Consider the following 12869-nt stretch of genomic DNA (forward strand, 5'->3'; position numbering starts at 1 on the left):
TATTTCTTGACAATGCTATTCACTTATCATATACTATTTCTACTATGAGCAGTTACAAAGTGTTAGTGGCCGATGACGAGCCGAATATCGTTAAGATCATGGAGTTCGAGCTCAAGAAGAGCGGCTACCAGGTGACTACCGCCTTTGACGGACAGGAAGCCCTGGAGCTCATTAAAAACAATCCTCCGGACCTGATCTTGTCGGACATCATGATGCCCAACATGGACGGCTACGAGCTGTGCCGCGAGGTCAAAAAGGATCCCAGCCTGCGGGGCATCCCCTTTATTTTCCTGACCGCCAAGACCGGCCTGGAGAACCGCATCCAGGGCTACATGCTGGGCGCCACCAAGTACATAACCAAGCCCTGCGCCCGGCAGGAACTGCTCAAGACCATTGACATGCGCCTGCGGCTGTCCGAGGAGGCCAAGAAGCTTTTTGAGCAGAAGGCCAAGACCTTCCAGGGGGACCTTTCCATCATCTCAGTGTTCAGCCTGATAGACATGTTCTCCATCGGAGGCTGGAGCGGCTTCATTGAGATGACCAGCCAGGACGACAAGAAAGGCCGGATAGACATAACCGATGCCATGCTCACCAAATATACTTTGGAAGGCCAGTCCGGCGATGAGATACTGCCTCTGTTGCTCTCATGGACCCAAGGAAAATTTGTAGCCGAGAGGTTTTAAAAACCCGCCGATTAGGCGGGTTTTTTCTATCTCAATATTTTAGATTTATTAATTCACAACCTTTGCAATTGACTTTTATCTATTCTTAGATGTATTATTCGGAATAATGATAGCATTTATCTGCCAAACAGCGGGTCCTCTAACTTCTCTTATTCCGCAAAAGTATAAAGCGTGGACAAAATGGTAAAACAAAAACATAATTTTGAACACACCAAGATCCTCCATATTCTGCTGAACCGTTGCCAGGTTCTTATATTGGTCGGCCGGTATGATCGAGCATCAAATGATCTTAAACGGGGGTTGTTTTTATCCGAGAAGATCCAGAATAAAAAATACCAGGCGGATTATTACTTGGCGTTGAGCGATCTATATAATTCCGTCAGCAAATATGATGAGATGTTGAATTCGGCCACGGAATCTCATTCTCTTTACGGGGAACTAGGCGACAGAAAGGGCCAAGCCATCTGTCTAAACAACATAGGCCTGGTGTACGGCAGTCAGGGCGACTATCCCAAGGCTCTGGAGTATTTCTCTCAGGCCCTTAAGATAGAGGAGGAGAATGGCAACCTGCCGGGACAGGCACCCAGCCTTAACAATCTTGGCTTTGTCCATTATCATCGGGGCGACTACCTTAAGGCACTGGAATGTTATGAAAAAGCCCTGCTGATAGAGGAGAAGATCGGCGATCGGCAGGTTCAGGCCACCAGCCTCAACAACATCGGCCTGATTCACGGCAATCTGGGTGATTATTCCCTGGCGTTGAAGTATTTTCTTAAAGCCCTAAAGATAGAAGAAGAAATAGGCGACCGGCACTGCCAGGCTCCCAGCCTTAACAATATCGGCTCTGTGTATTATCGTAGCGGCGATTATCTTAAAGCCCTGGAGTACTTCGTCCGGTCGGTAAAGATATGGGAGGAGATAGGAAACCGGGAAGGTCAGGCACCCAGCCTGAATAACATGGGCAGTGTGTCCAGCATTCTTGAAGATTATCCCAAGGCATACGATTATTTTACCAAAGCCCTGAAGATAGAAGAGGAAATAGGAGATCGGCAGGGTCAGGCTATAAGCCTGAACCATATCGCTAATATCCATTTGAAGCAGGGGAGATACGAGGATGCCAGGTCATTCCTATCAAAGGCCGAACAGATTGCCGGGGAGGTGGGAGCCAAGAACGTTTTACGTCAATTATACCTGTATTTTGGCGAACTAGAAATGGCGCTCAAAAATCACAACCTGGCCCTGGAATATGCGGAGAAGTCGCTGCAGCTGGCCGGGCAGCTGAATTCAAAGGCCGGCAAAGCGGAAGTCCTGCTGCTTCAAGCCCGAATTGAAGGGTCAGACAAAAAATTCCGGGAAGCCATTGAAATGTTCGAAGCGATCAAGCAGCCATTGGATACAGCCAAGGCCCGCTATTATCACGGCCAGGTCTTGGTCCGGGCCGATGAGACAAAGGCGGCCCGGGATATTTTTCTGGGGCTGGGTCTCAAAAACTGGGTTTATAGGATTGACGAGGGCGCAGCAAAACTATAACGAACCACACTTTTTCCCATTAAGCATATCTCCCCCGGTAGAAACGTTATAAAAGTTCTGTAACTTGAGATTGGCACGCAAAATGCGAGGGATTGGTTTAAAAAACTAAAACAGAATCGCTGACCCACAATATAATCTGTTGACAACAAATACAAAAAGGAAGCCCCCGCTTGAGCGGGGGCTTCCGCGTATTCCGGCATTTCTGCCTTGAATTTCCTCACCATCTGCCCGCAGTTGCTGCCTATGGTATTCTCCTCCATGTTCCCTACTGATATGAGATATATACAAGCACTATTGGGTCATTCCAGCCCCATAACCACCGAAATATACACCCGCGTATCCAAGCAAAGCCTGGGTAAAATCATCAGTCCCTGGATAGATTGAAATTAAGGAAAAAGTGATTGACTTTACACAATCAATGGGCTACAATTTCGCAGTTTCGTAAAGCCGACCACTGGTGGCGGATATACGCACCTTCCCCTTCAGCCAAAGACAAAAATACACGCACTTCATAAACCCAGTAGTTACCGCCAAGTGTAAGAGAAAGACTACGACATAGAAACATTGAAAAGTAACCCATTGTGAAAGGATAGAAAAAAGAAATATTGATAAGACCAGAAAGCCGACACACCAGCCGACCCGATTTTTTTGAATCAAATAAAAAAATGTATTTTTAAACACTTAAAAGAATTAAAAGAATGAATATATTTAAAAAAACACAATTTTGGGTTAGTATTTTATTTGGCTTTCTGTTCTTGCAGTCGTGTCAAGAAAATTTGAATAAGTATGCTTCCCTTGAAAGAGAAATTGATTCATTATTTGTCCAGGGCGATCTGGTAGGATTTGCTTCTGGAATTATTGAAGAAGACAAGATGGTTTGGTCTATGACTCGAGGTATGGCTGATTTAAAGCAGGAAGTTACGGTCAATACCAATACATTGTTTGTTCTTGCTTCGCTTTCAAAAACTGTCACGGGTGCCGCATTAATGACCTTGTATGACAAAGGCAAATTTGCTTTTGACGATGATATCAATTTGTATTTACCTTTTCAGGTTAGAAATCCAAAATACCCTGACATACCAATTACTTTCAGAATGTTATTAACCCACACGTCGTCATTGTATGATAATAGTGCTTATATTTCCAGTTTGTATGCTTGTGGTGATCAAACACATATATCTTTTAAAGAGTATCTTGTGAATTGCTATACTCCGGAAGGTAGTAAATACGATTCTTTGAATTTCACAGATTTTAAACCTGGCGAAAGGTGGGAATACTGTAATTCAGGATACGTATTTATTGCCTACCTGGTTGAATGTATCTCAAAAAAACCATTTCCGGAATACTGTAGTGAAAATATATTTATCCCTCTCGAAATGAATGAATCAGGATGGTTGTTGCGAGATCTCAATCCTAAAAAAATAGCATTAAATTATATTTCTGAAGCAGAGGCCAATCAGGATCCTGATCATCCGGGTATTGATAAAGAAACAATTGATGGAAAACGCGCTGTTTGTCATTATGCATGGCCTGGTTATTCAGATGGATGTCTCCGCACAACCATTCCTCAGTTTGCCAATTTCATGATTATGCTCATGAACAATGGAAAATTTAAAGATAAACAAATTTTAAAACCAGAAACAGTTCAATTAATGTTAACTCCACAAAATGTTAATGGAATGGGGTCTTCACCGCGATATAAACGATTAGATATGGGGCTAACATGGTGGCTAAGAGAAACGGAAACTGAATATTTGTTTTCGCATGGTGGTGGTGGTTCTGGAATTTCTACTTTTGCATTTTTTGATCACAATAAAAGATATGGGGCCGTTTTTTTTATAACTGGTGATTGGCATGATAAAGGATACGACCGCAGTTTTTTTGATCTTTTTAGAAAACATTTTAAAAATGTGAAGAAAAATGATTAAAGTATTCTTAACCTTAGTTATTTGAATTCAAACACAAAAAACTAATATTTTATGAAAAAAGAATGCACGTAAAAACCATGAAAAATCGCTGGTGCTGACCCCGAATAACTGTAACGCAAAAACAATTAGAACAGTTGCAAGAATAATTCATATGCACAGTTGCTTATTTAATTATCACCAACAAAGAGCTGAAGTCGAAGGAATGATACTTAAACTGGATAAAGATAATGGGTTACATGACTGGAAGACAGAACACCAGGCGGTAACAGGCGGTATATTTTATTGCCGAGCCAGTGCGGGTTTCAGTGTTTTTGCATCTAATAAACCTTTGTGTAACTTGACAGTGAAGTGCTTCGAAATCGGCAATAAAAACATACCGCCAATCCGTTATATCTTTCCATTAGCGAAAATATGCGCTTTATAATCAATCCCTGAATAAATACCAATACAGCTTATTCCAGTCTAGCCCCCCGCCTAAGCGGGGGCTTTCTCGTATTCATGAATATCTGACTTAAATTTCCTCACCATCTGCCCGCAGTTGCTGCCTATGGCATTCTCCTCCATGTTCCCCACCGACCTTATGACCTCATATCCTAGCTCCAAGAACTCTCTGGCCTTCTGTTCGATAATCTGATGCGCCATATAATTCTCGGTTATGCATCGCAGATAATTCTCATTGGCCGTAGCCGTTGGGTTTAGCGGCGTCAGCTTTATGGCAAATATTTCCGGATCGAAATATCCGGCTATTTTCACGGCTTCCACCGGGATCCCCGGCGACAGGGCGAAATTCAGGGACGGCTGGCGGCTGCCGGGACGGTAAAACCTTCTTCCCAAGTCGGCCATTTGCGGCCAGCTCATTTTGGGATAGGGGATCAGCTGGTCCCGCATTTCCAAGTCGGTGGTGTTCATGGAGAACTGCAGCTGCATATCGGAGAACCTCTGTGAGGCATTCAATAACGATTCGAACCACTTATCCCGCCCGGCCGGGGCCATGGTGGCGATGCAGGGCATGGCGCCGGGATGGCTGTCGGCCAGCCAATGGATAACGTCGATCACCGCATCGTTTAAAGCCGGTTCGCCCATCCGGGCGAACTGTATTTTCAGTTTCGGACATTTTTGCGGATCTAGATCACGATTCTCCGACAATACATATTCTATCTGATCCCTGATCTCGGACAGCGACAGGTTGCCTTTGAAATTGCCCCCGGCGTCGCACATCAGACAGCCCACCGGACAGCCCAACTGGCTGGATACCACTATCACCCATTTTTTGTCCCGTCCCCCGGCCGCCGGTTCGCATGAATCCACGAATTCCACCATTAGGGATGGATCTCCCCGCATCTCGGCCAGATAAACGCTGGCCAGCTCTTTTCTCCCGTTCTTTCCGATGATCCTCATTCTTTGTTTTCCCGTATGAAGTTATAGGCCATTGTGGTTTTTTTGATGCCGTCGCCGAAGGCGATGGCCGCCTGCTTTTGCTGCGGATGAGCCAGATCGCCGGCCAGATAGATACCGGCGTTCAGACATTGCCGTGCGCTGGAGCTTAAAACCGGGACATTCCTTGTGCTGCCGATGGCAGCCAGGCAATAATCGTATCTGCGGAGGATTTTTCTCTCCCCGTTCCTCAAAAATGCTGATATGCCATTGCCGTCTTCTGTGATTTTCTCGATAAAGGTATTGTATTTTACGGACACACCCGATTCCTTGGCTTCCCGCCGCAATGAATCGAAAACCCTGTCGTTTGAACCCCTGACCGCAAGGGTGATCTCAAAACCTTTCTCCGCCAGACTGCAGGCCTGGTCGAAGGCCACCTCGCCGCCGCCGATTACCAATATTCCTCCTTTTCGCCTTCCCCTGGGGATATCCGTCCACCGGTAAAACAGCTTTTTATCTTCCAATTCTTGTGGAGCTACGATTCTGCTTAGTTTTTTGGGCAAAAGGCCGGTGGATAATATTACCGCTTTGGACTTGTAGGTGTTGTGCTTGGCGGCAATGATGAATATCCCTTTATCATTTTTTACGGAAGAAACAGGGCCGGTAATTATATTTACGCCGCTATTCCGGGCCTGAGCGACCAGCGAACAATACAGCTCGGGCCCTGACAGACCGCCCTCACCGGCCAGGGGGAAATTTTCCACCTTTCGGGCCAGCAGCAGCCGGCTCTGCGGCTCCTCTCTCTCGATGAGCAAATGGGCCAGCCCCAAGTGCGCCGCCTGAATGACGGCGCCCAGCCCGGCCGGCCCGGCCCCGATGATGAGGAGATCGTATATTTTCATATTCTCTTTGGATTCCCGCCTGCGCGGGAATGACCATGCAGCAGTTCTGATAGCCCAACGGTTCGGCAGAAGCCGTGCTTTAAAGCCAGAAGCGCAGCCTGGTGGTATCCTTTGCCCTTGGAACAGCAGGCGTCTGTAACTATGGTCGGCCGGTAGCCCAGCATGAACCCGTGCCGTACGGTGGTATCCACGCACAGATGGGTCATCACCCCGCAGATCACCAGATGGGTGATCTTTTCTTTTTTAAGCAGGGCGTCAAGTTTGGTCCTGAAGAAAGCCGAGAAATGTTCTTTTCTTATTTTCACTGCGCCCGGGACGACATCGATCCGGTCAAAATATTCGCTTTCCCATCCCGACGGCAGATGCTCCCAGCGTTCGGCCATCAGGTTGCCGGGCTTTGTTGGCGCAGTATGGCTGGTATAGATGACCGGCCATTTATTCTTCCGGGCTGTTTCTATCAGCAGGTTGATCTTGGGCAGGATCTTTTTGCTGTCCGGCAGATAGGCCGGGGAGGTCTTATCAAAGAAGTAATTCTGACAGTCTATGACCAATAGTGCATATTTATTCATAAAATCTTCCTTTATCAGACGTATTCAGCGCCTGTTATTCCCGCGAAGGCGGGAATCCAAGAAGCATCCGGCCAAACAAAAAAACCCAGGCCGCAGATGCGGTCTGGGTGGCTTGAAAGCCTAGTGCATGACCGAAATTTAAATCATTTTATTCCGACGCCAATTGGCCCTTTGATCTGGATTCCCGCCTTGCGGGAATGACCCTCTGGTTGATTAATGGCCTTCGGAAAGCTCCAGCAGAACCCCCTTGGTGGACTTGGGATGGACGAAGGCGATCTTGTGGCCGCCGGCCCCCACCCGGGGTGTCTTATCGATAAGCTGATAACCCTTGGCCGTCAGCTCCTCCAGGGCCTTTTCGATGTTATCCACCTTGAGCGCCAGGTGGTGGATGCCCTCTCCCTTGGCCTCGATGAATTTGGCGATGTTGCCGTCCGGCACAGTGGATTCCAGCAGTTCGATGCGGCTCTCGCCCACCGGGATGAAGGCCACCTTCACCTTCTGGCTCTCCACTGTTTCGGTCCCTTCCACCGCCAGGCCTAAACCCTCGGTGTAAAGTTTCTGGGCCTCTTCGAGGCTTTTGACGGCGATGCCGATGTGATCGATCCCTTTGATATGCATGCGATGCTCCAGTTTTTAATTTTAAATATTTTATTTATTATTCACAAACAGGGTCTGGGTGGGATAGGCAAACTCTATCTTCTTTTTGGCAAAGGCCTCCATGATGGCCAGGTTGATCTGCTGCTGGATATCCATATATTTCAGGTAATCTCCTCCCTCCACATAATAGACGACCTCGAAGTTAAGGCTGAAATCCCCGTAGGAGGCAAAGTGCGCCCGGTCGAAGATGGCACAGGGAATATTTTTAATGATCCCCCCTATGATGCCCGGTATCTCCTTCATCTTCTTGGCGCCGGTGCCGTAGGTGACCCCGATCTTGAACACCACCCGGCGATTGATCATCCTCTTGTAATTGCGCAGGCGGGAATTGGTCAGGTCGGTATTGGCAAATATCAGTTGCTCGCCGCCCAAGCTGCGGACCCTGGTGCTCTTGATGCCGATGTGCTCCACCGTGCCCTGAAATTCTCCCACTATAATGAAATCGCCGATCTCGAAAGGCCGGTCGAAGAAGATGGAGAAATAGCTGAACAGGTCCCCCAGCACCTTCTGGGCGGCAAAAGCCAATGCCAGACCACCGATGCCCAGCCCGGCCACCAGGGCCGAGATCTTGACCCCGAAGTTGTCCAGCAGGATGATCAGGGCCAGGCTCCAGACCACCAGCTTTAGGACTGTCAGTATCCCCCGGTAGGCCGTGTTCTGCGAAGAGTCCTCTCCTCCACGCTTCTTCCAGTAGGTTTCCACGGAATAAACCGCCAGGGACAGAATCAACTTGGCCGCTAAGTAGGTCAGAACAATGGCTCCGGCAATGTTGATGGCCTTGTGGGCCATGGGAACGACATGGAGATTCTGAATGCTCAGGTACACCGCTCCCAAGTAAAGCATGGGAATAACCTTCTTGTCTATGGCTTCAACCAGACGGTCATCAAATTGGTTGGCGGTCTTTTCAGCCAACTTCTTCATCCGGGCGATGACGATCAGGTCGGCTATCTTGATTATTATGGCCGATCCTGCAAGGATGCCCAGACTTACCGCGTAATCCAACACCCGGTTATTTAAAAATGTTTGGCTCAGGAACTCATTCAAAATCATCACCCCGTTTTCAGATCTGCAGTTCTTTTATGATATCACCGGCCACCGTGTAGGGGTCGGCCTTTTTTGAGTAGATATCCTCCAGGTTCTCCCTGGTTTCCATATCATGGGTCAGTTTTAAGGCGGCCCACCTGTCCAACTGGTTGGTGATGATGGTGTGCACCTCGTCCCGGATCCGCTTTTTTCTTTTTTCGGCCAGCCGGCCGTCCGAGTTCAGGTAGCCCCGGTGTTTTTCTATGGCCCCGGTCAATTCTGCGGTGCCCTGATCGTCCTTGGCGATGGTCTGGATTATGGGCGGCAGGAAGGTATTTTCGTCCATCTCCCTGACCGACAACAACTGTTCCAGCTCAATCACACAGCGTTCAATGCCTTCCCTGTCGGCCTTGTTGATGGCGAAGATGTCGGCGATCTCCATGGTGCCGGCCTTGAGCACCTGGACGTCGTCACCCAGGCCCGGCACGGTGACCAGCACCGTGGTGTCCACCCGGCCGGCCACCTCCACCTCGGACTGCCCGATGCCCACCGTCTCGAAGATCACGATGTCGTAACCGGCCGCATCCAATATCTTGGCGGCATCGGAGGTGGCCAGGGCCAGCCCGCCCAAATGCCCCCGGCTGCCCATGGAACGGATGTATACACCCTGATCGGTGGCGTGTTTCTGCATCCTGACCCGGTCGCCCAGAATGGCCCCGCCGGAGAAGGGGCTGGTGGGATCCACCGCCAGCACCCCTACCTTCTTTTTGTGCTTTCGGTAATGCTTGATCAGCTTGTCCACCAAAGTGGACTTGCCTCCGCCCGGCGGCCCGGTGATGCCCAAAAGATAGGCCCGGCCGGTATGAGGGTAGAGCTCTTTGAGCAGCTCCGCCGCCTCCGGCTGTCCGCTTTCTGCCAGGCTGATGCCCCGGGCGATGGCCCGGATATCCCCGGCTAATATTTTATCTGTCAGTTCGTTCATTTATATCGAAATTGCTGCATAAACCGCCAAGACGCGAAGACCGCTAAGTATGATCAAATTCCCCTGTGGCTCTGTGCCTCCGTGGCCATTTTAATTTTTGTTGATGTAATCCACCACTTGCTGGGAAGAAGTCCCCGGAGTGAAGATCTCCTTGATCCCCGCAGCTTTCAGGCCCGGGATGTCGTCGGCCGGGATCACCCCGCCGCCGAAGACCTTGATGTCCGGGGCGTTCTTCTCCTTGAGCAGCTGCACCACCCTGGGAAACAGGGAGTTGTGGGCCCCGGACAGGCAGGACAGCCCCACCCACTGCACGTCCTCCTGGACGGCGGCGGCGGCGATGGCCTCCGGGGTCTGGCGCAGGCCGGTGTAGATCACCTCGAAACCGGCGTCGCGCAGGGCCCGGGCGATGTACTTGGCGCCGCGGTCGTGCCCGTCCAGGCCGGGCTTGGCAATGAGGATGCGGATCTTGTTAGGCATGTGAATGCTCCGATTATATTTAATCTTTTACTTGTTTACAGCTTCTCTGGTCTCTTCTTTGAGTCTCTTAACCACCCAATCGCTTTTATCAAGCACTTCTTCGTTGGTAAACCGTATCACTTTTACTCCGTAAGCAGTGATGATATGATCCCGCAGTTCGTCGTAACCCTTCTGTTGTTCGTGAATACCGCCGTCAATTTCAATTACAAGGCCAATCTCATTACAGTAAAAATCGGCTATGAACCCGTGGATGACTTGCTGACGCCGGAAGTGAAGCCCTTCGATCTGGTTTTGCCTAACCATATTCCAAAAAGCTTTTTCAGCCAGGGTCATCTTTTTCCGAAATTCTTTGGCAAGCTTAAGCTTTTTGTTGTTCACTTTTTGACGTTTGATTAACAACGTACGCATAGTTTTTACCTAACCCCTGCCCCTTCCCCTTTGGGGAAGGGGTTCTCTGTTCCCCCTCCTAAAGGGAGGGGGGTAGGGGGGCGGTCCGTACCTATCCCCCGCAACCAATCCGCTTGGCGATGAGGATGCGGATCTTGTTAGGCATGTGAATGCTCCGATTATATTTAATCTTTGATATTGTGTGACTACAATTATGTCCCAAAAATTTTCGCCCTAAAAAGAAAGAACACCGCGCCCAGCAGGCACAGCCCGGCCCACAGGTAATCCATGCTGGGCTTCTCCCTTAAATACAAAATGGAAAACGGCACGAACACGCTTAAGGTGATCACTTCCTGCAGGATCTTCAGCTGACCCACATTCATTACCTGGTATCCGATGCGGTTGGCCGGCACCTGCACCAGGTACTCGAACAGGGCAATGCCCCAGCTGACCAGGGCGGCCAAGAACCAGGAGCGCCCGGACATGTTCTTAAGGTGCCCGTACCAGGCAAAGGTCATGAAGATGTTGCTGACGCACAGCAGGCCGGTGGTTAGGTAGTATGGTTTCATAAGTTTAACCTCTCCCTTTCCCTCCCCTCGAGGGTAGGGAAAGGGGGTGGGGTTACAGCACCACCGATTCCTGGTATTCCCCGAACACCTCCCTTAAGACTCCGCAGATCTCACCCAGCGTGGCGTACTTCCGCACCGCGTCCACGATGAAGGGCATCAGGTTCTCGCTGCCGTGGGCCGCCCGGTGGATCTCGCTCAGCGCCTTCTTCACCGCCTCGTTGTCCCGCTTGGCCTTCATCTCGGCCAGCCGCTTCATCTGGGCGTCCTGCACGGCCTGCGAGACCTTCAGCAGATTTTTGGGAGACTCTTCCTTGACCGTGAACTTGTTGACCCCGACCACTATCCGCTCCTGGGCCTCCACGTCCTTCTGGAAACGGTAGGCGCTGTCCTGGATCTCCTTCTGGACATAGCCCTTCTCGATGGCTTTCACCATCCCGCCCAGCTTGTCTATCTTGGCGATGTATTCCAGGGCCGCCTTCTCGATCTCGCTGGTGCGGGCCTCCACATAATAGGAGCCGGCCAGCGGATCGACCGTGTCGGCCGCGCCGGACTCGTGGGCCACGATCTGCTGGGTGCGCAGGGCGATGCGGACCGAGTCCTCGGTGGGCAGGGCCAGGGCCTCGTCGCGGGAATTGGTGTGCAGGCTCTGGGTGCCGCCCAATACCGCGGCCAGCGTCTGGATGGTGACCCGGATGATGTTGTTGTCCGGCTGCTGGGCGGTGAGGGTGCTTCCGGCGGTCTGGGTATGGAAGCGCAGCATTTGCGATGAGGCCTTCTGGGCCTTGAACCGCTCCTTCATGATGCGGGCCCAGATCCGACGGGCGGCCCGGAACTTGGCCACTTCTTCCAAAAGATCGTTGTGGGAGTTGAAGAAGAACGACAGCCTGGAGGAGAAATCGTCCACGCTCAGGCCCGAGGCGATGGCCGCCTGGACGTAGGCGATGCCGTCGGCCAGGGTGAAGGCCACTTCCTGGGTGGCGGAAGAACCGGCCTCGCGGATGTGGTAGCCCGAGATGGAGATGGTGTTCCATTTGGGCACCTGCTTGGCGCAGTATTCAAAGATGTCGGTGATCAGCCTCATGCTGGGGGTGGGGGGGAAGATGTAGGTGCCCCGGGCGATGTATTCCTTAAGGATGTCGTTCTGGATGGTGCCGTTCAACTGGTCGGCCTTCACCCCCTGCTTTTCGGCCACCGCCACGTACATGGCCAGCAGCACTCCGGCCGGGGCGTTGATGGTCATGGAGGTGGAGACCTTGTCCAGCGGGATGCCGTCGAACAGTATTTCCATGTCGGCCAAAGAGTCGATGGCCACGCCGACTTTCCCGACTTCGCCGGCGGACATGGGATCATCGGAGTCGTAGCCGATCTGGGTGGGCAGGTCGAAGGCGATGGACAGCCCGGTCTGGCCCTGGGCCAGAAGATACTTGTAGCGCTTGTTGGATTCGGCCGCGTCGCCGAAGCCGGCATACTGGCGCATGGTCCAGAACTTTCCCCGGTACATGGTGGGCTGGACCCCGCGGGTATAGGGGTACTGCCCGGGGAAGCCCAGGTCTTTCTGGTAGTCCAAACCCTCGGTCTCGCAGGGGGTGTAGACCCGCTTGACCTCGTCGCCGGAGGTGGACAGAAAAACCTTCTTGCGCTCGGGATATTTGGCCAGCATCGGCTGGACGCAGGTGTTGTGCCACTCGGTTAAAGTGGTGAACAGATCGTTCTTTTGTTTCGAGGCCGCTGGCTTATTAGCGGTCATATTTTTTTTGACCGCAGCCTTTGGGACGGTCTTTTTACCGG

13 protein-coding genes are annotated in these 12869 nt (G+C 50.9%); 3 read left to right on the plus strand and 10 right to left on the minus strand.

The annotated features are described in order from the left end of the window. Positions 1–59: 59 nt before the first annotated feature. The 3 genes from RDU76_03160 to RDU76_03170 all read left to right on the plus strand — a co-directional run bounded on the left by RDU76_03160 (position 60) and on the right by RDU76_03170 (position 4141). A complete protein-coding gene (locus RDU76_03160; GenBank protein ID MDQ7797929.1) occupies positions 60–683 on the plus strand; it encodes a response regulator in 624 nt (207 codons plus the stop codon). A gap of 180 nt (positions 684–863) precedes the next feature. Continuing rightward, positions 864–2213, plus strand: a complete 1350-nt coding sequence (locus RDU76_03165; GenBank protein ID MDQ7797930.1) for a tetratricopeptide repeat protein — start codon at positions 864–866, stop codon at positions 2211–2213. A 698-nt stretch (positions 2214–2911) separates the two neighbouring features. Beyond that, positions 2912–4141, plus strand: a complete 1230-nt coding sequence (locus RDU76_03170; GenBank protein MDQ7797931.1) for a serine hydrolase — start codon at positions 2912–2914, stop codon at positions 4139–4141. Positions 4142–4615: 474 nt separating this feature from the next. Here RDU76_03170 and RDU76_03175 read toward each other — a convergent pair whose 3' ends face one another. The 10 genes from RDU76_03175 to RDU76_03220 form a co-directional block, all read right to left on the minus strand. Then, a complete protein-coding gene (locus RDU76_03175; GenBank protein ID MDQ7797932.1) occupies positions 4616–5539 on the minus strand; it encodes a radical SAM protein in 924 nt (307 codons plus the stop codon). Further along, entirely contained in the window at positions 5536–6417 is an 882-nt protein-coding gene (locus tag RDU76_03180; GenBank protein ID MDQ7797933.1) for an NAD(P)/FAD-dependent oxidoreductase, read from the minus strand. Before RDU76_03180 ends, RDU76_03175 begins: the two co-directional genes overlap by 4 nt. Next, positions 6414–6986 (minus strand): isochorismatase family cysteine hydrolase, encoded by a 573-nt coding sequence (locus tag RDU76_03185; GenBank protein ID MDQ7797934.1) that lies wholly within the window; start codon positions 6984–6986, stop codon positions 6414–6416. The genes RDU76_03180 and RDU76_03185 overlap by 4 nt, the downstream gene beginning before the upstream one ends. A 213-nt stretch (positions 6987–7199) precedes the next feature. Then, positions 7200–7604 carry a methylmalonyl-CoA epimerase gene (mce, locus tag RDU76_03190; protein ID MDQ7797935.1) on the minus strand — a complete coding sequence of 135 codons (405 nt, stop codon included), beginning with the start codon at positions 7602–7604 and terminating at the stop codon, positions 7200–7202. 30 nt (positions 7605–7634) lie between these two features. Then, complete coding sequence (locus RDU76_03195) at positions 7635–8693, minus strand: mechanosensitive ion channel family protein (GenBank protein MDQ7797936.1); 1059 nt, start codon at positions 8691–8693, stop codon at positions 7635–7637. A 10-nt stretch (positions 8694–8703) separates the two neighbouring features. After that, complete coding sequence (meaB, locus tag RDU76_03200; GenBank protein ID MDQ7797937.1) at positions 8704–9648, minus strand: methylmalonyl Co-A mutase-associated GTPase MeaB; 945 nt, start codon at positions 9646–9648, stop codon at positions 8704–8706. A 90-nt stretch (positions 9649–9738) separates the two neighbouring features. Next, entirely contained in the window at positions 9739–10125 is a 387-nt protein-coding gene (locus RDU76_03205) for a cobalamin B12-binding domain-containing protein (GenBank protein ID MDQ7797938.1), read from the minus strand. Positions 10126–10152: 27 nt separating this feature from the next. Beyond that, entirely contained in the window at positions 10153–10533 is a 381-nt protein-coding gene (locus RDU76_03210; protein MDQ7797939.1) for a DUF559 domain-containing protein, read from the minus strand. Between the two features lie 191 nt (positions 10534–10724). Continuing rightward, positions 10725–11081 carry a DMT family protein gene (locus RDU76_03215; protein ID MDQ7797940.1) on the minus strand — a complete coding sequence of 119 codons (357 nt, stop codon included), beginning with the start codon at positions 11079–11081 and terminating at the stop codon, positions 10725–10727. Positions 11082–11133: 52 nt separating this feature from the next. Further along, positions 11134–12741: a methylmalonyl-CoA mutase family protein gene (locus RDU76_03220; GenBank protein MDQ7797941.1), complete on the minus strand. Its 1608-nt coding sequence runs from the start codon at positions 12739–12741 to the stop codon at positions 11134–11136. Positions 12742–12869: the final 128 nt, after the last annotated feature.

It is taken from the genome of Candidatus Edwardsbacteria bacterium (genome assembly GCA_031082425.1).
In the GTDB taxonomy this organism is placed as follows: domain Bacteria; phylum Edwardsbacteria; class AC1; order AC1; family EtOH8; genus UBA2226.